Below are 24,053 nucleotides of genomic sequence, written 5' to 3'. Positions count from 1 at the left end.
CGCCAGTCGCGACTTTCGGCTCTGTCCGACGCGCTATATAATTTCATTTGGTGCAGCGGCAGGGCGGGCAAGGGTGATGGCGGGGAGCTCTCCAATAGGCATTCCGGTCAGATTGGTTGCGCTCGGCGGGTTGGGCGAGATCGGCCTCAACTTGATGGCGATCGAGTGCTCGGGCAGCGCGATTATCATCGATTGCGGGGTGATGTTTCCCGACCAGCCTGAGTTTGGTGGCGGGGTCCTTATCCCTGAATTCTCCTGGCTCGAGCGGACCCGGGTGAAGATTGAGGGAATCGTCCTCACCCACGCGCACGAGGATCATATCGGGGCGCTGCCGCATCTGCTTCGGCGCATCAAGGTGCCCGTCTATGGGACTGATCTGACCCTGGCGTTTGTTCGGCGCCGCTTTGCGGAGGCTTCAGTTGCGGAGGAAGTCTCGCTGGTGTCTATCTGGCCGCGGCGACCTTTTCGCGCCGGTCCTTTTGAAGTCGAGCCGATTCGCGTCACCCATTCGACGCCCGATTCCGTCGCCCTTGCGATTCGCACTCCGGCTGGAACGATCGTCCACACCGGAGATTTCAAAATCGATGAAGCCCCGGTGGACGGTCGAGTCTTCGACCGCGAACGGTTCGTGGAACTGGGACGCGAGGGAGTTGTCCTGTTGCTTTCCGACTCGACCAACGTGGAACGCGCCGGGCGCTCCCCTTCCGAGAGTTCGCTCAAACCGGTCTTGCGCGAAATCATGTCGCGATCGCGCCAGCGGTTTTTCCTCTCGGCGTTCTCCTCGCATCTCCATCGCTTTCGTCAGGTCGCCGAAGTGGCGGCGGAGATGGGACGCCACGTAGCCCCGCTTGGGCGCCGGATAAGCGAAAGTGTCCGCCTGGGTCTCGAAAGCGGACAGCTGCCGCTTCACCCGGGAGCCTTTGTCGAAGCCGCCGAAGCCCAGTTTCTGGAGCCGCGGAAAGTTGCTTATCTGACCAGCGGCAGCCAGGGCGAGCCGCTCTCGGCGCTGGCCAAACTCTCAAGGGGCACCCATCCGCGGGTACAGATCGAACCCGAAGACGTGGTGGTGCTTTCCTCGCGCTTCATTCCCGGCAACGAGCGCGCCATCAACACGCTCGTCAATCGCCTGTACAAACTCGGCGCCGAAGTATTCTATGACGCGGTCGCGCCGGTGCACGTATCCGGCCACGCGAGCCGGGACGAACTGGCGGAGATGCTCTTGCTTACGCGCCCCAAGTACTTCGTGCCGATTCACGGAGAATTTCGCCATCTCGCGCGTCATGTGGCGCTCGCGATCGAGGCGGGAATTGCGGAGCGCAATTGCTTCTTGCTTGAAGACGGAGACACTCTGGTTCTGAATGGCGCGCAAGCTCACCGTGGTCAGAGCGTGGATGCAGGCCGCGTGATGATCGACGAGGGCGGTGCGCGCGGCGATGTCGCAGTGCTGGGCGAGCGCAAGGTACTGGCTCAGGAAGGAACTGTCACCGCGATCCTGATCGTTTCCGCGAAGACTGGTCAAATAATCGCCGGACCGGACCTGGTATCGCGGGGCCTGGTGAGTGGCGACGGAACCTCAGCGCATATGCGGCGCGCGCGCGATGAATTGGCGGCGCGGCTGCGCGACATCGGCGGACCTTACCGCGCCGACGCGATCTCGCTGAAGGACGAAGTGGTTCGGACGATTCGCGGCTACTTCAGCGAGGAACTGGGTAAGCGGCCGCTGGTCGTTCCGCACGTGGTGGAGGTGTAGGAAGATCGCCCGCCAGAGCGCCAAATCTTCTTCCGAGACTCCTCCGCCGCCCACGCTGGCAGCGCTCGAAGAGACGGTGGCGCCCCGCAGCAGAATCGTCGAAGAGCTGAGCGCGCTCGCCCTGATCGCGCTGGTTGCATTCGCGACGGTTAGCCTTGTCTGCCTCGACGTCGGACGGGTTCCCAATCTCGGCGGACCGGTAGGGGAGGCACTCGCTTTCGCGCTTAGTGCGGTTCTCGGTTATCCGGCCTACGCCGGTTTGGCACTGGCGGTGGCGCTGGCGGCCCGCGTGTGGACCCGTACGCCAATGCTGACCCTGGCCCGTGAGGCGCTCGGTGGTGCGATCCTGCTGGCGGCGTTGGCGACCGCCGGGGGTCTCTTCGAGCCGAGTGAACCACGAATCGGGGGGCTGACGGGTGCGTGGGCGGCGGGTGTGTTGACCGCTTCCCTGAACCTGGCGGGAGGTTATCTGGTCGCGGTGCTCGCGATGGTGTGTGGGCTCGCGCTCATGCTCAAGCGCGCTCCGACCGAACTGGCGGCCGCGGCTTGGGCGAAAATGCATGGGGGGCAGGTCCGGCCTGGAAGCGGGGTCGATGATGAATTTCCCAGGTCGCCGCGGATCTTCGAACTCGCTGATGAGATCGTGGACGAGGGCGCGGAGCCTGACGGAAAGCGACCGCCGCTCAAGGTACGCAAGATCGAAACCCGCGAACTGTCCTCGCGGGATAAGCGCAGAGATGCGCTGGCATCGAAACCGCGCATCCGCGGCGCATACAAGATCCCCCCGCCGTCGCTGCTCGACATGCCGCCGGCCGAACACACCCAGGTTGATGAATCCACGCTGGAGCGCAGCGCACGCGTGCTGGAACAGAAGCTCGCAGACTTTGGCGTCGTGGGGAGGGTGGTAGAGGTTCAACCGGGTCCGGTCGTCACGATGTATAAGTTCGAACCAGGGTCGGGAATCAAAGTCAGCCAGATCGTGAATCTCTCGGACGATCTCTCGATGGCCCTACGAGCCGCCGCCGTGAGAATTCAGGCGCCGGTGCCGGGCGAAGCGGTGGTCGGAATCGAGGTTCCCAACCGCAAGCGCGAGCGAGTCTATCTGCGGGAAATTCTCGAAGCGGAGGAATTCTCCGCCGAGAACAGTCAGCTCACCATTGCCCTGGGAAAAGATATTGCCGGGCGGCCGGTGGCTGCCGACCTGGCGCGGATGCCGCATCTGTTGATCGCGGGGGCGACCGGAACCGGTAAATCGGTGTCGATTCACACGATGATCGCGGCGATTTTGTTCAATACGACCGCCGACGACGTGCGATTTATCCTGATTGATCCCAAGATGCTCGAGCTTTCGGTATACGAGAATATCCCGCACATGCTGGTGCCGGTGGTAGTTGATCCGGCTAAAGCGGCGGCCGCGCTGTTGTGGGCGACGCAGGAGATGGAAACCCGTTACCTGATGATGCGGGAGTTCGGGGTGCGAAATGTCGACAGCTACAACCAGGCGCTCGCGACCGGAGCCAAGCCGGTCGAGTTGAAGCCCCCAGCCCCCAGCGAAGGGCAGGGAGTGACCGCGCAGCCCTTCGAGCATCGGAAACTTTCGAAAATCGTGATCGTAATCGACGAGCTGGCCGATCTGCTGCTGAGCGAGGGTAAGACCATCGAGCGCGATATCTCGCGGCTCGCGGCCAAGGCGCGCGCTGCCGGAATTCACCTGATTCTCGCCACGCAGCGGCCCTCGGTCGATGTAATTACCGGACTGATAAAGGCGAATCTTCCGGCGCGCATCTCATTCCAGGTGACTTCCCGGGTGGACTCGCGCACCATCCTGGATTCGATCGGCGCCGAGCGGTTGCTCGGCGCGGGCGACATGTTGTTCTTGCCACCGGGTACCGCGAAGCTTCGCCGCCTGCACGGACCTTTCGTTTCGGAGCACGAAATCCGCAGGCTGACGGATTTTCTGCGCGAGCAGGGGGCGCCCGAGTATAGAATGGAAATTCTGGAAACTACCGCGCCCGGCGAGGATGGCAGCCCCGAGGGCGATCAGGAACACGACGAAATGTACGATGACGCGGTCCGCATCGTGATGGAAACCAACCAGGCTTCGATCTCCATGATCCAGCGGCGCCTGAGAATCGGTTACAATCGTGCGGCGCGGATGGTGGAGCAAATGGAACGCGAGGGTATCGTCATGCCGGCGGACGGCGCGCGGCCGCGTGAGGTACGCCTTCGCAGCGCCAACTAACGACGCGCGTGAAGCGCGCGCGTTCAAAGTTCGTCTCCTTATACAGTGACGGTTGGAGCATCAAAGGCGCGCGGCGTCAGAAAACTCAACCTGCCCCAGTTAGCCGGGCTAGCGTTCGCGCTCTCGGTAGCAGGGCTTTCGGTGTACGCTCCTCGCCTGGCCTATGCCCGAGGCGAGACCTTGGCGAAAGCCCTTGACGGCCTGCAACGACACTATCGCGAAACCCGATCTTTCAGCGCCAAGTTTTTCGAGGAAATTGCCCCGGTCGGTGCACCCAAGCGCATACGGACGGGCACCGTGTACTTCCTCAAGCCCGGACGGATGCGGTGGGACTTCGATGAGCCGTCCAAGGAACTGATCGTCAGCGACGGCACCCAGCTCTACAACTATGACCCGGAGCTAAATCAGGTTGTGGAGGCTCCACTCGCCCAGGCGCTGCGTTCGCCCGGGGCCACGGAATTTTTACTGGGCGCGGGCGATGTTGCTAAAGACTTCAACGCCTCGCTGTTGGACGGCGCCAGCAATGGGCTTACCAATCTCAAACTGGTGCCCAAGAGCGAAGGGAACACGGTGGAGCTGGGACTCGATTCAAACAACTATGATGTGGAGACGATTCGAGTGATCGATCAGCTGGGCAATGTTACCAGCCTAAAGTTCACCGACATCGTGAACAATACGCCCGTTTCAGACTCGCTCTTCAAGTTTGCGATACCCCCAGGAGCCGACATAGTACGGCCAGAATCCTTGAAATAAGGCGTTTCAGAGCTAAATCGCGCGTTTGGCACCGTGCTTGCTTTCAGAGATTGCTTCGCTCGTACACGGCGAGTACAAATAAAGCCCCCTCAAGGGTAGAGCGCTACATGGAAAAGGTTCATCTCCTCACACTGGGTTGCCCTAAGAATCTCGCGGATAGCGAATTGATGCTAGGTGCGCTCACCCAGGCCGGGTTTGAGGTGACCTTGGATCCGGAGACCGCGCAGGTTCTGGTGGTGAACACCTGTGCGTTCATCGAAGCCGCCAAGAAAGAATCACTCGACGCGATCATGGAAGCGGTCGAGGTGAAGAAACACGCTGCGGGACGCCGGCTCGTGGTCGCGGGATGTCTTTCCCAGCGGTACGGGGCAGAGCTGCGGGAAATGCTGCCGGAGGTCGATGTTTTCGTGGGCACGGGCAATTTCCTGGAACTGGCGGATCTGCTCCGCCGCACCGAACTGCCGGAAACGCGCTCGGTTCCCTATTCCGGCGCCGCACATCTGCTTGGGCGCGCGGACTCGGCGCGAGTACGTCCCCCCGAGTTCTTTACCTCGTATCTGAAGATTTCCGAGGGCTGCAACCATCGATGCGCCTTCTGCATCATCCCCAAGATTCGCGGCCTCCATGAAAGCCGGCCGGTCGAGGACCTGGTCGCCGAGGCGCAAACGCTCGCCGCCGCCGGCGTGCGCGAACTGAACCTCATCGCCCAGGACCTCACTGCCTATGGGCGTGACCTGAATCCGCCGTCATCGCTAGCGGAGCTCTTGCGTAAGCTTGCGACGGTCGACGGGATTCGGTGGGTGCGATTGCTCTACTGCTATCCAAATTTCGTTACCGACGATCTGCTGGAAGCAATTACGACCCTGCCCAACGTTGTTAAGTACGTCGACATACCCCTGCAACATGCGGATGACAATGTGCTGCGAGCCATGCGACGGGAGCGGTCGGGTGCGACGCTGCGCAAACTGCTGGACCGCATCCGCTATCGGGTTCCGAACGTGACGCTACGCACATCGTTCATCGTCGGGTTCCCGGGTGAGGACGATGCGGCGTTTACGCGCCTGCTGAGTTTCGTTCGCGAGGTGGAGTTCGAGCGGGTCGGTGTATTCACCTATTCGCGCGAGGAAGATACCGCGGCGTATTCGCACTCCGGCCAGGTCCCGGAGCGGGTCAAGCGCGCCCGCCGGGCCGAACTGATGGAGGCGCAGGCGCAAATATCACTGAAGAAGAATCGCGAGCTGGTGGGACGCGAGATGGAAGTGCTGGTCGAGGGCCCGCTGCCCGGACGCGCCACGCGGATGCGCGGGCGAACGTCTGGGCAGGCGCCCGAAATCGACGGTGCGGTCTTTCTGAAAGGAGAGGCCATGCCTGGCGAGTTCGTGCGCGCACGAATCGAGCGGGCGCTCAGCTATGACCTCCACGCGCGGGTAACCGAAGCATTCGCGTGAACAATAGGAGAAGGGTGGCAAGCCATGGCAAAAAAAGCAGCCCCCGCGAGCCGCAAGAAATTCCTGGCCAAGGTGCGTGAGCATCTCCAGGACGTGAAAAGCAAGTTGCTCAGCGAAATCGACTCGGAACTCCGTGCCGAACGCGAGGGCAACAAAGACGAGGGAATGGATACCTACGATCTCGCGTCCGAAGAGCGCGACCGTGAGATCAATTTCATCCTCTCCGATCGCGAGCGTATCAAGATCAAGCAGATCGACGACGCACTTGAACGGCTGGATGATGGGAGCTACGGGGTGTGCGAGTCCTGCGGACTCGACATCGCCGAGGAACGGCTCGACGCGATGCCATTTACCCGCCTGTGCCGCGATTGCCAGCAGGATCAGGAGCGCGAGGCGAAGAGCCAGCGGCGCTACGATGACGAGCGCAATACCTATCGCAAGATCGGCTCGACCGATGCGGACGAGGAGAGCGCTTGAGAGAGCGGCAAAGGCCCCCAGCAGCCGCTGCCTACGTGCTGGGATGCGTCTGCCGGTGCTCGCGCGTATGATCGTGGGGCATCACTCTGGACAAAGCAGTTTGGGGGGAAGCGGTGGTCGGTCTGACGCCACTGATTTCCGATGGCCGAGATGAGAATCTTCAGCGAGTTCGCAGACGGCGCGGATTCGGGCGAAACGTACCGCCCCGAGAGCCGCTCCGATCGCATCCGGGAAAACCTGGCCGAAATCGGAGCCACTTTGCTCATTGCCAGCGCCAAGGGCGGCGTGGGCAAGAGCATAATCACGGCAAATGTAGGGGCGGCGCTCGCGCGTCGCGGCAAGAAGGTTGCGATCGTGGACGCCGACCTGAACTCCCCCAGTATCATCGGGATGCTGGGCATGAAGCAGCCGCGCGGGTTGCCGCTGGTGGAAGGTATCGAACCCGCGGCCGGACCCCACGGGTTGCGCGTGGTTTCAAGCGATCTGCTCGCCAACGCCGAGCCGCCGCCGGTCGCGTTTGTCGAGCCCGAAAATGAGCCTCAGCCGACGCCCCGGGCCCGGCCGACCGCAACCAGGGAGTCGGATGCGCTGTTTCAGATGCTAACCCAGGCGCGGTTGGGGTCGCTCGATTTCGTGCTGATCGACCTTGCTCCCGGCATTGAGGACTTGTACGCGGTCGCGCGCATGGTGCAGCCGCATGGGATCGTGATGGTGAGCCATTCCTCGGCGCAATCGGTCAAAGCGACTCAGCAGGCGGTGCGGGTGGCGCGTCGTATCGACGTCCCGGTGGTCGGACTAATCGAGAACATGGCGGGCTTCAACTGCGACGGATGCCGTGCAGTGCGCCCACTGATGCCCGAGGGCAATCTCGCGGGCGCTGCGAGTGACCTGGAACTGCCGGTGATCGGACGCCTTCCGTTCGATCCGCGCCTTGCCGAAGCGTCCGATCGCGGCAGGCTATTCATTCATGAATTCGCCGACAGCCCGTTGGCGAAGCTGTTGAGTGAGATTGCCACGACCATCGAGCGTCTAGCCGCCGCACAGCGTCGAGCATAGTGCCCAACTGCGCCCTTTAAGCCGGGCAGGATTTTGAGCGCTCCGCCACCCCACTAATCGCTGTCTGAGTCGCCGCCGTCTCCATCGTTCGCCGAGGCTGGCTCCACCCGGCGAGAATACTCGAACATGCCCGATGCGGAGCGGGTACCCAATTTGAAAGTCCCGAATCCGAGCGAGGTGTAGATTCGGCTGCCATTCAATCCCGGGCGTGAAAGTGGAACAAAAGCAACCGGCGTTCCGAGCAGATTAAAAGAATCTCCGGCGCTCGCGGCGACTGTGGCTTCGAGCCGGTGCGGCATTAACTCTGGCGCGCCGGCTTCGATTGCAAGACTGCTCAGGGTCAATGTCGACCATTTACCATCGGAGAACAATCGCGCGATCTGCTGTTCGCTATCGCCATCGACGCGACGCAGCTCAATTGCATCCGGAGCCTGATCGTCTCCGTGGAATAGTGCCCAGATCATCCTGCGCTCGTTGAACTTCTGGGAGCCGAGGCCGGTAAACGAAACCCCGGCGCGCGTGCTCGCTCGCAGGCTGTAGCGCCGACCTTCCAGGGTAGCCTCGCCCGTGGCGATGGAAAACACGGGCGGGATATTTCGCGCTGCGCTGTCGAACGCTCCGTGGCCGAACAGAGCTGAGGGATCTAGACCGTCGCCGGAGAGCGGCAGCTGCAGGGTCACGCGCGCGTGTGGATCCAGGATGCCGGTCGCGAGCGCGCGCTCGATGCTCAAATAGGTCGAGCCGTCCGGGACCACCACCGCGGTGCCCGCGAACTCCAGGACCAGCGAGCTCCCGCGAATTACCAGGGAAAGAGGTCCGAGCGAAAGCCGGTCGGCGTCGCGTCTGGTGGTGCCTTCGCAAGTGCAAAGAATTACGCGCCGCTCCCCCAGCACCATCATGATTCGCGCGCCGAAGCCGGGCGTACCGAGATCAAAGCTGGCCATCGCGCCGATCCCTGACGCGGCGTCAAAGAATTCCATCCCGACCCGCACTGGCGCGGTCGTCGAAACACGGCGTGAAGCGAGCGGCGTGCGAACGACTGAGAGATTCGAATCGGACGGGGCAGTGGCTTGCGGCTGGCCGGAGAAAGTGTCGGCTATGGCTTCCACACATCGTTGGCGAGGCGGGCCGAGCAATCTTACCGAAACCGACAACTCGAGCTGAACCGCATCCACCAGTCCCTGTGCCGCGATGGCGGAGATACGGCTGAGCGGAGTTAGCGGACTTTCGCGATGCCGTTCGGTGAAGGCCTGGACCAAGTTGTGGATGCCGCCGGCTGGGTAGCGCAGCCCAAAAGTCGGAGTGATTCCGGCGGCGCGCAGGTTCCTCGCAAGTGAGAGCAGCGGACCGTTGATAAAATCGTCGCTGGCGGAAACCCGTGCCGAACCCGCCGGTCGAAGCTCCCGTCCATAGGTGCGCACGCCGAGTCCAAAATCGACCCTTGGTTCGATGATGTTCCATCCGTGAACGAGCAGCACCGTGGCGCGACCAAAGCGCTCCACCATCACGGCCAGGTGCTGGGCGATAATCTCCAACACCCAGGGAGCCCGTTCCGCGAGCTGCGGGATGCGGTTGCAGTCGATGAGGTTACGGTCCATCGCAGAATTGATAAGCGCGGATGCGTCGAGGCGCGCCGCCAGTTCGCGAGTGATTTCAGCAGTGTGAAGGTCGTTGACCTTGGGATGAAGGGTTGCCTGTGCAGCTTTTCCGGCACGCCCGCCATGGGGAGCGATCAGAAGGAAGGGGGATCCCCCCTCGATTATTTCCAGCCACGGCTCCGGCGCGGCGATCGATGCCGTCACCGCTCTCATTCGACGACCGGCACTACCGCCGGGCGAACTCGCAGCGCGAGCGCGTGCAGAACGAAAGAGGCGACCAGGTAATAGGCGATAAAGCTGAGCGAAACCGCAAGCAGGATTGGATTGACCACGGGCAGCTCGAACAGCATCACCAGGGTCACTACCGCCCAGATTATTCCGAGTGTGAGAGTCACCGGCCGCAGCGGAATGGTGCGGTTTGGATATATATAACGGATCGGAATGAAGACCATCACCGCGAGCAGCGCGAGGACTGCCCAGTTAAAAATCGCTGATCCATCCAGGCAGAAGAGATAGAAGGCCACAAGGTTCCAGTAATTGGGAAAGCCCAGGAAATAATGGTCCGGGGTCTTGGCGTTGGTTTGGCAAAAACCATAAACGCTCGCGAGCATCACGAAGCACGCGAGCAACAGGCCTAGATGGGTAGAGGGAATGATGGCAGCTTCGATCATCAGAAAGACCGGCGCGACTGTGTAGGTGAGGTAGTCGACGATGTTGTCGAGGAGGGTGCCATCGAAGGAGGGTATGCGCTGCTTGACCTTCATCCAGCGGGCCAAGGGTCCGTCGCTGGAATCGATAAGGGTCGCGGCCGCCATCGCGAGAAACGAGGCACGAAAATCGCCCCCGGAAGCGTAGTAGATCGCTAGCAGTCCGACAGCGGCGCCGAGCGCGGTGTACAGATGCACACCCCAAGCGAAGGCGGTGAGAAGTCTATGCCTCGGTATCGGTCCGGATAAGGTTCCCGCCGCGGCGCTCATTTCATCGATCCGGCTTGAAATCCCGCGGCCCGAAATAGTCCTCGAGCACCGTCATGAATGGTCCGCACGCCCGCCGCGCCTTGACCAGCGCCAGCGCCTCCTCCAGAGACATTCCCCGATGGGCGCGCAGGAAGGCGATGGCAAGGGTAGGGGCCCGATTCAATCCACCGTTGCAATGCAGATAAACCCGGCCATGCGCATCGACCAGCTCGCGTAGGTCGGCGAGGGCGACTGCGAGCCGGTCCGCCATCGCGTCAGCGCTGCCATCCTGAATCGGTGTGCGCCGAAACCGGATGCCCCGAGCATCATACTCGGCCCGCAGCTGCTTAAGGTCGAGGCCGTTGTGGCGTAGGTCGTCATCGTCCTGAAGGTTATGTACCGCAGCGATGTTGTAGGTGTCTTTGAGCCATTCGATGTCGCCGCGGGTGGGATATTCGCCGACTAGCAACTCATCGGATATTTCGCTGACCGAGGGACGCTGTCCGCCGCGGGTCGCGCGATGGTGGTCGTGATCGTCTCGTTTACTGAACCAGTCCATCGAAAGGTCTTAATCCACTAGTAAATTTACTCACTCATCGTGGCCCTGACCAGTCGCGGGAAAGAGAATCCGCGGTCGCCTGGTAACGCGGGTTTTCGACCGCCTGGAACTCGAAGCAAAAGGTGACGAGCTGAGCGTGGCCGGGTGCCCTTGCTGACTTCGGCGGGGAAAAGATTGGCATCACCGCGCGTGAAAATACCCGGTTATGACTCGACCAGGTAGAGCCGCCACCCGGTGGGCACTCCCTTGAGCTTGTGAACACCTCGGTCCTTGAATCTGATTGCCGACCCGTCCACCAGGTCCCTCACCGCGCTCGAGACCATTACTTCGCTGGCGCCCGCCATGGCAGCTACTCGTGCGCCGATATGTACAGCAATGCCGACGACGTCGTTCCCCATCATTTTGTATTCGCCGGTATGCAGCCCGGCTCGGATCTCCAGACCCAGCGTGCGGACGGCATGACGGATCGCGGACGCGCATCGAATTGCCGCGGTTGGCGTCTCGAAGGTGGCGAGCATCCCGTCGCCGGTGGTGATTATTTCTGTGCCGCGGTTGGCGCGAAGCGCTCCGCGAACTGCCGCGTAGTAGTGATTAAGCACTTCCGTCCAGCGACGGTCGCCGAGCCGCGCGGCTTTCGCGGTCGAACCCACGATGTCGACAAACAAGATAGTGGCGAGAGCCCGAGCGAACTCGACGCTCGCGCGTGCAGGTCGCCGCCGGATGGGCACATTGTCTGCTAGCCGTTCGTACCGATGGTTAACCCTCCGTGCGATAGCCTTTTTCACGTATGCTCGGGCGCTCTGCGCTGTGCGGCAGCGGACGGTCTTTTCTCGAGGTGGGACCGTCCAGTAGACCCGCCGGGTACGGCCTACTCCGCGCACCTCGACCACGCCCCATTTCAGCAGCACGGTGCTGCCGATCCGCCGGACTGACCATGCTTTGGACGTATATCCGGACACATTCGAATGATGGACCCCGATGCGGAGAAACTTCGCCATTGCCGTCCGTCGCGGGTCGAAGCCAATGTCCGAGCGACGAAGAAGTAAAGTTGATCACGCGGCCGCCCCATGCAACGGACCGCCGACGTTATTTCCAAGCTCGCTCGGTTGAAGGTCAGTGTATCTGCAAAAGCGCCACCAGAAATAGTTGTAGCCGCGGCAGACCGAGGGGTCCGAGCTCGGAAGAGAGGTGGGGAGAGGAGCTGCGCGCGGTTTTTGTAGTCCCCCACGCTAGACACTCTTCGCCTCGAATGTTCATCGCTGCACGGCGCGCCGTGATCGCCGCGTCGCGCTCCCACCCGAAACCGCGTTCTCCAAGACCTCCACGATATCGATCCCGCTGGTAATAAATCCCGCGATTCGGTGTAACCCGCCGAGGTCGTGCATCGCTTCCATGGCGAGTTCAGGCGCGACTGCTAACTTTACCTGGGGCGGTATCTGACTTGCGAATTCGGCAACCCGAACCACCGCAGCCCGGGTCTGTTCGCGATGACGAACCAGGTGTGTCATCACGGCGCCGGTACCGTTTCTCTTCGCGATATCATCGGCGAGTTCGCTTTCCAGGCTCCGAATTTCATCGAGATATTCCAACCCCGCCCCAGCTGAACCACGTGCAGCTTGACGCAAGGATCGCTCGCCCAGGAAGCGATTGATCACAATCGCCGATAGCGCTAACCCATCCGCCTTCATTTCCTCGATCAGCTCCCGCGCTCGAACTAGGCGATCCGCTTCCGGCGTCGTTACCATCACGAACCGCACCGCGTCCGAACGCATCAGGACCTCAGTCTTGCGTAGTTGATCGACGACCGCATCGACGCTTTCCGAGGCCGCCGCGAAAAAATCCGACACACTCGAAAGTGCCCGGCCGCCCGCGAATCTCTCCAGTTCGCGTACTACGAACCGCGCCGCCTGGCTGGCGAGTTTGACCGCAAGCCGTCCGGCGGAAAGCGACGGGGTAAAAATCCACCGCGCCGCGCGCGAGTCGAGCAGGCGTGTGAAACGCGCGGGCGCCTCCAGGAATTCAAATGCATGGGCCGCCGGGGGAGTGTCAACGACTTTAAGCTCAAATTTTCCCGCTTCATGCAAGTCGTAGAGTTGCTGCAAAGCCGCGAAAGCCTCGGCCCCCGCGAATTCTGCGGTGAGACGCTCGTAAAAGGGATTTTGCAGAATCCGACGACGCGTGGCGGCATCGGGTGCAAACCGCTCCGCCATCATGTCCCACGCCCCCTTCACGTCGAGCATCATCGCGGACAGCTTGAGCGCGGGATCAAGTCCGCCGGCCGCGAGGTGGCCGCGCGAGAGGCGCGTGGGGCGCCCGCCGAGCCGCTTCAAGCCGAGCGCGTCGCGCAGTCTGCGCGCGGGATCGACCGTGATCAGCGCAGTGTCCAGATTCCGCTCTGCACCGGCGATCCCAAGCGCCGCGGTTACGGTGGTTTTCCCTACTCCCCCGGTGCCAAGCACGATGAGGATGGAGCCCTTTTTAAGCAGGTCTTTCACGCCCACGGTCCGTGCAGGGCAACATATCAGGCGTTGTGCAAACCCGCATCGCCGCGATTAGACCGCCGAATCGGGGGACGATAAGATTACTGGTGAGGGGTGGACATGGTGGAGGCGGCGCTGGTCGCGGCGGTGATAGTAACGGGCTTGGTTGCGATCGCGGCAATGGCGATTTTCCGGGTCCGTTCGTACGCAGGGGCAAATTCCTTCGACAGACTAGTGAAGCAGCTCGACGTGGTCGCGCGCGACTTGGACGGCAAGTTCGTGCGCGCGACCGCGGACATGGCCGAGCGCCTGAGCGATACCAAGGGTGATTTGCGCCAAGAAACCGCCGATCGAATCGCGCAAGGCTTTCTCGCTCTGAAAAACGACCTGGAACAGCAGCTTAAGGCCGGACGCGAGGAACAGGCGGCCGGTCTAAAATTGGAGATCGCGGCGCTGACTTCGCAGATGCGCGACGGACTGGAATCGGTACGCTTCGAGATCGATCAAAAACTGCTGGCGATCACCAACCAGGTGCAAAGCAAGCTCGACCAGAATATTAGAGAAGGCTTCGCGCAGTTTGAGAAGGTTCAGCAGCACCTGCTGGCCGCGGAGGAGCAACTGCGCAACGTCGGGGAGATCGGCGCTTCGATCAATGACCTGAACAACCTGCTCAAGATGCCGCATCTGCGCGGCAAGTTCGGTGAGGCCAGCCTCGAGCGTCTGCTCGAGGATTTCCTGCCCGCACACATGTACGAATTGCAGGCCTCGCCGGGAGTCGACATTTCCGGGCGTCCCGACGCGATCGTAAAATTTCCCGAGCGCAATCTGCCCATCGATGCAAAGTTTCCGCGCGAGCAGGTGCTGCCGCTATTCAGCAACTCCGATCCGCGGTCATTGGACGCCGCGCGAGTCGAATTTGCTCGGGTCATGAAGGAGCAGGCGCGCCGCATCGCTGCGTACATCCGGCCCGAAAGCGGCACCACGGATATGGCGCTAATGTATCTGCCGAGCGAGACGCTCTACATGGAAACGGTCCTGAACGGAGACCTGAGCGAATACCTCAACAAACTACGGGTGTTCGCGGTGTCCCCCAACACGCTGATCATCACACTTCAGTCCATCCAGATGGTCTTCAAGATGTACGAGTTCGCCAAGAGCTACGAACGCGCGACCGAGGAACTGAAGAAGGCGCAAAGCGCGTTCGGCTATTTCGAGGACCGCTTCGAGGAAATCGGCAAATCTCTCAGTCGGGCACAGCAAGCTTACGAGGTAGCGCGCGGGCACTTAACCAAGTATCGAAATCAGGTGGTGAACCTCACCGGTGAGCCGGTGCCCGAACCGGAAGCCCCGGCGATCGCAGTGGTCGGCGGCAAAGGCAAATAGACCTGACCACCGGGCAGGTGGAAGACCGCGCTTTCAGTGGAACCAGCGTGCAGCCGAGTATCCCGGTCCTTGACCCTGGTAAGCAAAGTCCTGCCGTTTCCGCCTACTGCTGCTCTTCATCGCTTGGTGGCGGCGGCTTCAACTGACTGCGCTCGCCTCCCGCGGTAATCCAGTGCGCAACTTCCTGGCGCTCGCGCCGCAGAAAATCTCCCACCGCCCTGCGCAACCCCGGAGGCGACACGTAGTGCATGCTGCGCGTCAGGGCCGGATCGAACCCGCGCAGCCACTTGTATTCACCTCCCGCACCGGGCTCGAATCGTTTGAGTCCGTTGGCGATCGCATGTTCGATCCCTGCGTAGTAGCAGACCTCGAAGTGCAGAAATCGGACCTCGCGGAAGCAGCCCCAGTACCGCCCGTAGAGCACGCCCGCCTTTTCCAGACAGATCGCGCCCGCGATGATCTCGCGTCGATCTCGGGCTGTAACAAACCTCAAGTGTCGCTTGAAGTGTCGCCGAAGCAGGCCGAAAAATTCCTGCGTCAGGTATTGGCGCCCCCAGTACAACTTTTCGATGGTCGCCAGGTAGACCTTGAACATGGTCGGGAACATCGCATCGGCGATTTCCTCTCCCGCCAATACCCGCACCTCGATGCCCGCGTCGCGAACCTGGCTGCGCTCGTGGCGCACCGCGGTCCGCCGCTTGTGCTTGAGGCGCGCCAGGTAGTCGTCGAAAGTCGCGAACCCGGCATTCTGCCAATGATACTGATAACCGTGCCGCTCCAGGAACCCGGCGCGCGCTAGCAACGCGGCCTCGTCTTCGGCGCAGAAGTTTACGTGCACCGAAGACAGCTTATTGTCGTCGCACAGTTTAACCAGGGCGTTTGCGAGGATCGCGCAGAGGGTCACGCGATCCGCCCCGGGCGCGGTCAGCAGTCGCCGTCCGGTGTGGGGTGTGAAAGGCACCGCAACCACCACCTTGGGGTAGTAGCGAATCCCCGCGCGCTCGGCCGCGTCGGCCCATCCGTGGTCAAAGACGAATTCGCCCATGCTGTGCGATTTAAGATAGAGCGGACACGCGGCGATGATTTTGCGCCCGCCGCGGGGGCGGATGACGATATGAAACGGCGCCCATCCGGTGTCGCGCGCCGCCGCACCCGATTTCTCCATCGCGCGCAGCCAATCCCATTCCACAAACGGCGAGTCATCGGGCGCCAGCACCGCGTCCCAATCGTCGCGCGGGACCTTCTCGATTCCTTCGACGATCTGCGCTTCGTATTGTTGTGCGGCGTCGTTCATTCTTCGTGTCTCGCCAAGGAATTTAGGAGCGCGAACCCACTCGAAGAACCCGGCACGACCCAAGCTGGTAATGATTCTGATCCACGCAGCGCTCCTCGAGCGGAATGAAGATTAACAATCCTAGCGCACCCAACAAACCATGGCTCACGGTTCACTCGTCGGGCGATGGGAGCAGCGAGAGCGCTCCCATTTGCTATGCGCAGGCGAAATAGCGACGTGCGAGAGATCGCCTAGTTCTGCTTCGGAATTGTCAAACCACGTCGGAGCACCGCGGGCCGCTTGAAGCAAGTGAAGTAGACACCGGATTAGGAGTCCGTGAGGGTGTCTTGCCTGCTCCTTGATCGCCGCCGATCTGCTATCTTTATTACGTCAGGAAGGTTTATGAACGGTGACAGCAAATATCGCTGGACCATGCTTGCCAAGACCGCGGGCGGCGACGGCGATGGTGACGACGGTGGGCAGGGTGGCACCGTCACTGAACGGCGGACCAAGACCAGGGCCAAAACCGCCAAGCCCCCGCTCTACAAGGTCATCTTGCTGAACGACGATTACACGCCGATGGAATTCGTGGTCGAGGTGCTGAAAGCGGTCTTTCACAAGCCTCACGCCGAAGCGACCCGGATCATGCTCCACGTGCACCAGAATGGCATGGGAGTCGCCGGCGTCTACCCGTTCGAAATCGCGGAGACCAAGGTAGGAACCGTCGAGGAACTTGCCCGCCAGGCGGAGTATCCCTTGAAGTGCACGATGGAGAAGGAGTAAAGGCCTCGCCGATCATGCCTTCCTCTATAAACATCAGCCGAGAGCTTCAGGTAACCCTGCAGCTGGCGATGACCGAGGCGGTCAATCGCCGCCACGAATATGTCTGCCTGGAGCATTTGCTCTACGCGATGCTGCATGACGTCACTACCAGCAATGTGCTCAAGCACAGCGGCGCCAACCTGGAGGTCCTCAGGAGAAAGCTCGAGCGTTATCTCGATGAGCAAATGGAGCGGCTGCCCAAAGGGGAGGAAGTCGCGCCGCGCTACGCGATTGGCGTACAACGCGCACTGCAGCGGGCCGCGGTCCATTCGCAGTCCGCGGGACGTACCGAGATCAACGGCGCGAGCGTGCTGGTTGCAATGTTCCACGAAACCGAGTCGCCCGCGATTCTCTTTCTCCAGGAGAATGGCGTCAGTCGCTTTGACGTGATCAATTTCATCTCGCACGGCGTCTCGAAGGCCGGTCCCGATGAAGACCATGACGTCGGCGGCACTGAAGAAGAGGGCGACGACGAAGAGGGGCACGAAGCGCACGCCGGCGGTGACGAAGAAGGCGAGCGCAGGGTATCGCCGTCAAAGGCGCTCAAGACTTACACCATCAACCTGACGGAACGCGCCGCGCAGGGCAAAATCGATCCGCTGGTTGGCCGCAAGAATGAGCTCGAGCGGGCGATTCACGTGTTGCTCCGCCGCCGCAAGAATAACCCGGTGTTCGTGGGTGAGGCGGGCGTCGGCAAAACCGCGCTCGCGGAAGGGCTGGCGTTGGCGGTACATCACGGCGAAGTGCCGCCCGCGCTGAAGGGCGTCGAGATCTATGCGGTCGACATGGGCGCTCTCCTCGCGGGCACGCGCTTTCGCGGCGATTTCGAGCAGCGCCTGAAGGCGATTATCAAGGCGGTGGTGGGAAACCCCAAGCGCATCTTATTCATCGACGAGATTCACACCATCGTTGGAGCAGGGGCGGCCTCCGGCTCGACCATGGATGCCTCCAATCTGCTCAAGCCGGCACTCGCCTCCGGCGATCTTCGATGCATCGGGTCGACGACCTACCAGGAATACAAGCGGTCGTTCGATCGCGATAAAGCGCTCGCGCGCCGGTTTCAACGCATCGATGTGCTCGAGCCGAGCCAAGAGGAAGCCGTACAGATCCTCGATGGACTCAAGTCTTACTACGAGAAACATCATAACGTTCGCTACACCGCACCAGCACTCCGCCTGGCGGTGGAGTTGTCAGGACGCTATATCAACGATCGCTTCCTCCCCGATAAAGCGATCGACGTGATGGACGAGGCTGGAGTCGCAGGGCACCTGCGTGGCAAAGGCTCACCAGATCCCATCACGGTCGGCGTCCGCGACATCGAGCGCACCGTCGCGCGGATGGCGAAGATTCCTGAGCGCACGGTTTCCTCAACGGATAGGACACGTTTGCAGAGCCTCGAGGAAGACCTCAAGCTGGCAGTCTTCGGTCAGGACACCGCCATCGAGGCGGTCGCACGCGCGATCAAGCTGGCGCGCTCGGGCCTCAGTCATCCGGACAAGCCAGTGGGATCGTTCCTGTTCGCGGGTCCAACCGGGGTTGGCAAGACCGAAGTCGCGCGTCAGCTGGCCAAGACCATGGGAGTCGAGTTTCTGCGCTTCGATATGTCGGAATATATGGAGCGGCATACGGTTTCGCGTCTGATCGGTGCGCCTCCCGGCTACGTTGGTTTCGATCAGGGCGGGCTGCTCACCGATGCGATCAACAAGACCCCGCATTCCGTGCTGTTGCTCGATGAAGTCGAAAAAGCCCATCCGGACCTGTTCAATATCCTGCTGCAGGTGATGGATCACGCGACCCTCACCGACAACAACGGCCGCAAGGCGGATTTCCGCAACGTTGTGCTGGTTATGACCACTAATGCCGGTGCCCAGGAACTGGCTCGTTCGATGATTGGCTTTCACGGCGGGATAGGCGCCGGCACGCCGAAAACCGTGATCGAGCGGATGTTCAGTCCAGAATTCCGCAACCGGTTGTCGGCGACGATTGAATTTGCTCCGCTGAGCGCTCCAGTCGTCGAGAAAGTGGTAGACAAATTTCTGGGCGAGCTTCAGGACCGCTTGGACAAGCAAAAGGTCGTGCTGACGACAACGGCTGCCGCAAAGAAGTGGCTGGCAGAACACGGCTATGAACCGCGTTTCGGGGCGCGCCCGCTGGCACGCCTTATCGAAAGCGAAATTGCCCGCACCCTTGCGGACGAAGTCCTGTTCGGCCGACTCACCAAGGGTGGCCGTGTAACGGTGGATCTTGACGGCGACCGGCTGTCATACTCCTACGCCGAAACCCCGACTCGCCAGCCGGTGTCTGTCTCTTAGCTCGCGTTTCTCGGCCAGCCCTGGTTCTTTTCTGGATCCCTTCCGCGCCGGGCAACCGACTCCAAGATCCGGCATCAAGCCCTTGGTTCTATTCTCTACGAAGGACGGTCGGATGAAGCCACTCGTCTCCGCCGGTGTCGCGATGGTCGATATTGTAGTGCAGCCCGCGCGATTCCTTGCGCGCCCTCGCCGAGCGGACGATGAGTTCGGCCACGGTTGCCAGGTTGCGCAGCTCGATCAAGTCGGAATCGATCGTGTGATACCAGTAGTAAGTGTGAATCTCTTCCTTGATTAGCTCGATCCTCCGCAACGCCCGTTCCAGGCGCCGATCGCTGCGGACTATTCCGACGTAGTTCCACAGCAGGCGGCGAATCTCGTCCCAGCTCTGCGTGATCAGCACCCGCTCCTCGCTTCGAATCGCGCGGCCAGGGTCCCACTCCGGAAACTCCGGCGGAGCGCCCTTCGCCGATTTGATCATCTCGACTGCGGCAGTCGCCCCGCGCCGCCCCATGACCGCCGCTTCCAGGAGAGAGTTCGATGCCAGACGATTTGCTCCATGTAAGCCGGTCATGGCTACTTCGCCGGCCGCGTAGAGACGAGGAATTTCCGTCGAGGCATTCAAATCGGTCTGCACGCCGCCGCACATGTAGTGCGCGGCCGGAACCACCGGAATCGGACCTCTGGTAAGATCGAAGCCGAAGTTGAGACATCGCCGGTAGATATTCGGGAAGCGGCCGCGGATGAAGTCGGCATCGCGATGACTCAAATCGAGGAGAACGTTGTCCAAGCCGTGCCGCTTCATCTCGGAGTCGATGGCACGTGCAACCACGTCGCGCGGCGCCAACTCCGCGTCCGGGTGGTAGTGCTTCATGAAGGGCGTTCCGTCGGGCAGCCGCAGGATAGCACCTTCGCCGCGTAGGGCTTCGGAGATCAGGAAAGATTTTGCCGCCGGATGGAACAGGCAGGTCGGATGGAACTGGTAGAACTCCATGTTCGCGATGGTGGCACCGGCGCGATACGCCATCGCGACGCCATCCCCCGACGCGATGTCCGGGTTCGTGGTGTAGAGATAGACTTTGCCCGCGCCGCCGGTAGCGAGCAGAGTCGCGCGCGCCAGAATTCTGTTTACCGTCTGCGCCTTCCGGTCATAGGCGTAAACGCCCCAGCACGCACCCGGCTTACCGTCCAACGAACTTTCCACCAGCAAGTTGACCGCGACGTGATTTTCCAGCGTTCGGATATTCTTGTTGGCGCGCGCCGCCTCCGTTAGAGCGCGCATTATTTCCTGCCCGGTCAAATCCTGTGCGTGCAGCACCCTACGATGGCTATGGCCACCCTCACGCCCGAGGTCATATTCATCCTCGTCGCCATGTTCGAGCTTGCTGAACTGGGTACCGAGCCGGATCAACTCGCGCACCACGTCCGGACCTTCCCGGACGATGCTCTCCACGGCGGCGCGATCGCACAGCCCGGCGCCCGCGCGCCAGGTGTCATCGATGTGTGATTCGAACGAGTCGTGCACGCTCCAGACGCTGGCGATGCCGCCCTGCGCGTAAGCGGTATTGGCTTCAGTGCTCTCGGCCTTGGTCAGCACCGTGACGGTGCCGAATTCCGCGGCCCGAATCGCGAACATCAGCCCTGCAATACCGCCACCGATGACGAGAAAATCGCTTTGGAAACGATGCTTCATCCAACCCTGTCCACTCTTTGGTCCGCTGCTGACACGGGGACTGCTAAAGTGACGCTACGTTGCTGAACTGTTAGCAGTCAACAACAATGTCGGCGGGTCTCATCCCGATCTGGTACGGAAACAGCCAATTTGCGCCAGTTATCCGATTGCCTTATTCTCAAAAGAAGACCGCTGCGGAGCGAGGCGTGGAACTGACGACGCCAAATGTCCTGACTCTCCTCCGAATCGCCTGTGTGCCTCTTCTTGTCTGGCTGCTGATGCAGACCGGCCCGCTGCCCTCTGCGATCGCGGCGGCGGTATTCTTCTTCGCGACCATCACCGACTTCTTCGATGGCTACATAGCGCGCAGCTACAACTCCGTGACCGCGATCGGGAAGTTCCTCGACCCGATGGCTGATAAGCTGGTGGTTACGACCGCCCTCATCATGCTCGCCGGGATGGCGCGCTCGCCCAATGTCCCCGCCTGGATGGTGGTGGTCCTGGTGATCCGGGAGATCATGGTGACCGGTCTACGCGCAGTTGCAGCGACCGAAGGAATGGTGATGGGCGCCGACGAGCTGGGCAAGTACAAGATGGCGCTCCAGGTCATCGCGATTCACGGGTTGCTCATTCACTACACGTACTTTCACGTCGATTGCTTCGCATTCGGGATGTTCGTGCTGTGGATCGCGCTGGTGGTCACAGTCTGGTCCGGGATCGATTATTATTTGAAAGTGCTCCGCGCGTTGAGACCGCCTGACGTGCGCACGGCTGGCAAGCGTGCGGCGGTTTGATTTGACTTGCGACCAGACGCCCGATAAACGATTTAGTCCGGCCTCGCGAGCGGGTGTAGCTCAGTTGGTAGAGCGCGTGCTTGCCAAGCACGAGGTCGTCGGTTCGAAACCGATCACCCGCTCCATAAGAATCATCAGAAAATCCAATAAAATCGGCATTCTTTCCTAAGAAATAGTGCTGTTTTTCACTCCGCAAACGTTACGCTGAAATCCGGCTTTTTACGCCCGAATTCGGTGCATCATTCTTCCAAAATTCTTCCAAAATAGAGAGGTGCGGAGTATCGTCCACGTATGCGTTCCGCTGATTGGGTCCGTTTGACCAACCGGCTGGCAGAGGGTGCAAAGCCCTCTTCCCGGGAGCAGTTCTTGCGGGATGGTGAGCTAAAGGGTTTCGGACTACGTGTCGCGCGTTCCGGTTTGAAGACTTTCTTCCTGGAATTCAGAAGTCCTGTCGATCGCCGTTTCCGTCGGCTCAAGCTTGGCAGGTATCCCGACTTGAGTGTCGATGCGGCACGCACTCTGGCGAAGAAGGCGAAAGGGGACACTTACGCGCAGCGAGATCCCGCGGCAGAACGAGTCCAATTGCGGCAGAGAGCCTCTGGCGAGATGACCCTCGAGACTTTATGCGGAAGATTTATTTCTGAATACGCAGAGAGGCACCGGCGATCCTGGAAACGAGACAAGGCCCGGTTCGATTTGGCGGGGGCCGTATACAAAGACCTGTGGAAGAGGAGGATTTCGGAGATCATCCCGGCCGATCTGGTAGCGCTGCATAACAAAATCACCGCTTCCAACGGTCCGGTCACCGCCAATCGAACGGTTGAGGCGATCAGAACCGCATGGAACTGGACTCGAAGTATGCGCCACCACGCGGTGACAGAGAATCCGGCCGACGCCGTAAGGCGCAACCGTGAGTATTCGCGGGAGAGATATCTACGCCCGAACGAGATTGTGGCGCTCTTGGAGGCCCTCCGCGCAGAACAGCGTCGCCATTGGCGCGACTTTTTCACGTTGGTCCTGACGCTGGGTTGCCGAAAAGGAGAGTTGCTTACGGCTCGTTGGGAGGATTTCGATTTCGAGACGGCAATATGGACTCTGCCCGGCGGCCGTGGGAAGAGCGAGAAACCGAAGGTTCTTCCCTTGACGGAAGGAGTCATAGAGATGCTCCGGAAGCTGCCAAGCCTGGAAAAATCGGAATTTCTCTTTCCCGCGCCTCGTCAACGGTCTGGGAGTGGCCACATGCAGGAACCGAAAAAAGCGTGGAGAGAGATTCTCGCGCGAGCAAAGATTCGCGATCTGACCATCCATGACTTGAGGCGGACGTTCGGAACTCATTTGGGCTTGCTCGGTGCTCCAACCTCGGTGATTGGCCGTGCTCTTGGACACACGGGCAATAGTAGGGCGACCCTGATCTACACACGCGCCGAGCTCGAGCCAGTTCGACAGGCGCTGACCCGGTACGAACAATCCATGGGTCTCCTAAAGAGCGGTTGAAGAGTCGCTCACGCCGAGCCAAGTTCCTGAAGGTGCCTCTTGGGCCTCGTTTTCTGTCAGCGGGCGCGCAACCTTAAGCGGGGAGGTGCATCCTATCTACAGCCTGGAGTTGCTTCAAGACGTCTTCGGAAAAGACAAAAACCCATGCCGCCTGGTCCAGGGCGCTGCAAGTCTTCCGCTCGGCGGCGCCGTTGAACTGGAAGTCATTTTCGAAGTGGCCGAGTAGATGTTTTGGCCAGCAAATGTTGAACGGAAGTCCAGCCAAGCAACTCAACAACGAGGGAGATTTCGACGATGCCTGAGAAACCAAATATCCTACTCGTGCATGGCGCTTGGGGCGATGGTTCGCACTGGCGTCATGTCATTCCTCCGCTCCATAAGAAGAACTACCGGGTTTTCGCCGTGCAAAACCCCCTCACCTCGTTGACTGACGATGTCGACAGAACAAGCAGGTTGGCAGCCGCACAGGAGACTCCTACGCTGCTAGTCGGCCATGCCTATGGTTGCGCCGTCATCACGGGGGCTGGCCACATGCCAAATGTCGTGGGCCTCGTCTATCTGGCAGGACCGGCTCTCGATGAGGAGAGAGCCTCACGAGCCTTCTCGCGCGCTGGTCGCCGCCCCAATGGACATCTGACGTACGTAAAGACAAGGACGGGTTTCTATGGATCGCACCCGAGAAGTTTCATGAAACCTTCTGCCACGATCTCGATGACGAAACAGAATCGCTAGTATGGGCTCTTACACAGAAGCCAACAGCGGCTCGTTGCTTCGAAGAGAAGTCGGGAGCACCGGCGTGGAAAGTAAAGCCCAGTTGGTATCAGATCTCGGCCAACGACCGGTTGATTCGTCCGGAGACCGAAGAGTGGATGGCGCAGCGCATCCAGCCCGAGGAAGACGATTACCTTGCAAACGAGCCATGCTTCCGTGGCCACTCACCCCGATGAGATCGTGCAACTAATCGAGGAAGCCAGTAAGGTTGTTGTT

The 24,053-nt window shown here is 60.8% G+C and carries 18 protein-coding genes and 1 tRNA gene; 12 read left to right on the top strand and 7 right to left on the bottom strand.

The window, feature by feature from the left end:
* Positions 1-76 precede the first annotated feature (76 nt).
* From VGI36_08595 to VGI36_08570, 6 genes are all read left to right on the top strand, one after another.
* Complete coding sequence (locus tag VGI36_08595) at positions 77-1,750, top strand: ribonuclease J (GenBank protein HEY2485194.1); 1,674 nt, start codon at positions 77-79, stop codon at positions 1,748-1,750.
* A gap of 76 nt (positions 1,751-1,826) precedes the next feature.
* Positions 1,827-3,992, top strand: coding sequence for a DNA translocase FtsK (locus tag VGI36_08590; GenBank protein ID HEY2485193.1), 2,166 nt, complete (start codon positions 1,827-1,829; stop codon positions 3,990-3,992).
* A gap of 180 nt (positions 3,993-4,172) precedes the next feature.
* Positions 4,173-4,745 carry an outer-membrane lipoprotein carrier protein LolA gene (locus VGI36_08585; protein HEY2485192.1) on the top strand — a complete coding sequence of 191 codons (573 nt, stop codon included), beginning with the start codon at positions 4,173-4,175 and terminating at the stop codon, positions 4,743-4,745.
* 107 nt (positions 4,746-4,852) lie between these two features.
* On the top strand, positions 4,853-6,193 hold the full coding sequence (gene rimO / locus VGI36_08580; protein ID HEY2485191.1) for a 30S ribosomal protein S12 methylthiotransferase RimO: 1,341 nt from the start codon (positions 4,853-4,855) through the stop codon (positions 6,191-6,193).
* Positions 6,194-6,217: 24 nt separating this feature from the next.
* Positions 6,218-6,670, top strand: a complete 453-nt coding sequence (locus VGI36_08575; protein HEY2485190.1) for a TraR/DksA family transcriptional regulator — start codon at positions 6,218-6,220, stop codon at positions 6,668-6,670.
* 150 nt (positions 6,671-6,820) lie between these two features.
* Entirely contained in the window at positions 6,821-7,726 is a 906-nt protein-coding gene (locus VGI36_08570) for a P-loop NTPase (protein HEY2485189.1), read from the top strand.
* A gap of 53 nt (positions 7,727-7,779) precedes the next feature.
* Here the strand turns inward: VGI36_08570 and VGI36_08565 are convergent, their stop codons facing one another.
* The 5 genes from VGI36_08565 to VGI36_08545 form a co-directional block, all read right to left on the bottom strand.
* A complete protein-coding gene (locus VGI36_08565) occupies positions 7,780-9,528 on the bottom strand; it encodes a hypothetical protein (protein HEY2485188.1) in 1,749 nt (582 codons plus the stop codon).
* A gap of 5 nt (positions 9,529-9,533) precedes the next feature.
* Positions 9,534-10,301 (bottom strand): CDP-alcohol phosphatidyltransferase family protein, encoded by a 768-nt coding sequence (locus VGI36_08560; protein ID HEY2485187.1) that lies wholly within the window; start codon positions 10,299-10,301, stop codon positions 9,534-9,536.
* A gap of 1 nt (position 10,302) precedes the next feature.
* The gene (locus VGI36_08555) at positions 10,303-10,839 is read right to left on the bottom strand and encodes a dual specificity protein phosphatase family protein (GenBank protein ID HEY2485186.1); all 537 of its coding nucleotides are present in this window, start codon (positions 10,837-10,839) and stop codon (positions 10,303-10,305) included.
* Positions 10,840-11,042: 203 nt separating this feature from the next.
* The gene (locus tag VGI36_08550) at positions 11,043-11,837 is read right to left on the bottom strand and encodes an adenylate/guanylate cyclase domain-containing protein (protein ID HEY2485185.1); all 795 of its coding nucleotides are present in this window, start codon (positions 11,835-11,837) and stop codon (positions 11,043-11,045) included.
* 255 nt (positions 11,838-12,092) lie between these two features.
* On the bottom strand, positions 12,093-13,334 hold the full coding sequence (locus tag VGI36_08545) for an ArsA-related P-loop ATPase (GenBank protein ID HEY2485184.1): 1,242 nt from the start codon (positions 13,332-13,334) through the stop codon (positions 12,093-12,095).
* A 105-nt stretch (positions 13,335-13,439) separates the two neighbouring features.
* Here VGI36_08545 and rmuC point away from each other — a divergent pair, with 105 nt between their 5' ends.
* Positions 13,440-14,702 carry a DNA recombination protein RmuC gene (gene rmuC, locus VGI36_08540; GenBank protein HEY2485183.1) on the top strand — a complete coding sequence of 421 codons (1,263 nt, stop codon included), beginning with the start codon at positions 13,440-13,442 and terminating at the stop codon, positions 14,700-14,702.
* A 103-nt stretch (positions 14,703-14,805) separates the two neighbouring features.
* Here the strand turns inward: rmuC and VGI36_08535 are convergent, their stop codons facing one another.
* Complete coding sequence (locus VGI36_08535; protein ID HEY2485182.1) at positions 14,806-15,996, bottom strand: GNAT family N-acetyltransferase; 1,191 nt, start codon at positions 15,994-15,996, stop codon at positions 14,806-14,808.
* A gap of 381 nt (positions 15,997-16,377) precedes the next feature.
* Between VGI36_08535 and clpS the strand changes: the two genes are divergently transcribed.
* Together clpS and clpA are read left to right on the top strand one after the other, a co-directional pair.
* The gene (gene clpS, locus VGI36_08530; protein ID HEY2485181.1) at positions 16,378-16,758 is read left to right on the top strand and encodes an ATP-dependent Clp protease adapter ClpS; all 381 of its coding nucleotides are present in this window, start codon (positions 16,378-16,380) and stop codon (positions 16,756-16,758) included.
* Positions 16,737-19,109 (top strand): ATP-dependent Clp protease ATP-binding subunit ClpA, encoded by a 2,373-nt coding sequence (gene clpA, locus VGI36_08525; GenBank protein ID HEY2485180.1) that lies wholly within the window; start codon positions 16,737-16,739, stop codon positions 19,107-19,109. The genes clpS and clpA overlap by 22 nt, the downstream gene beginning before the upstream one ends.
* 88 nt (positions 19,110-19,197) lie before the next feature.
* On the opposite strand, the gene nadB is transcribed toward clpA, so the two are convergent.
* Positions 19,198-20,799 (bottom strand): L-aspartate oxidase, encoded by a 1,602-nt coding sequence (nadB, locus tag VGI36_08520; GenBank protein HEY2485179.1) that lies wholly within the window; start codon positions 20,797-20,799, stop codon positions 19,198-19,200.
* A gap of 185 nt (positions 20,800-20,984) precedes the next feature.
* Between nadB and pgsA the strand changes: the two genes are divergently transcribed.
* The 3 genes from pgsA (at position 20,985) to VGI36_08505 (ending at position 23,066) form a co-directional block, all read left to right on the top strand.
* Positions 20,985-21,572 carry a CDP-diacylglycerol--glycerol-3-phosphate 3-phosphatidyltransferase gene (gene pgsA / locus VGI36_08515; GenBank protein ID HEY2485178.1) on the top strand — a complete coding sequence of 196 codons (588 nt, stop codon included), beginning with the start codon at positions 20,985-20,987 and terminating at the stop codon, positions 21,570-21,572.
* Between the two features lie 49 nt (positions 21,573-21,621).
* Positions 21,622-21,697: transfer RNA gene (locus tag VGI36_08510), tRNA-Gly, on the top strand.
* 166 nt (positions 21,698-21,863) lie between these two features.
* A complete protein-coding gene (locus tag VGI36_08505) occupies positions 21,864-23,066 on the top strand; it encodes a tyrosine-type recombinase/integrase (GenBank protein ID HEY2485177.1) in 1,203 nt (400 codons plus the stop codon).
* Positions 23,067-24,053 lie beyond the last annotated feature (987 nt).

This window comes from Candidatus Binataceae bacterium (assembly GCA_036495685.1).
Lineage (GTDB): Bacteria > Desulfobacterota > Binatia > Binatales > Binataceae > JAFAHS01.
Note: the sequence above shows the minus strand (reverse complement) of the source record. Positions and strands in the feature narration are given on the sequence as shown.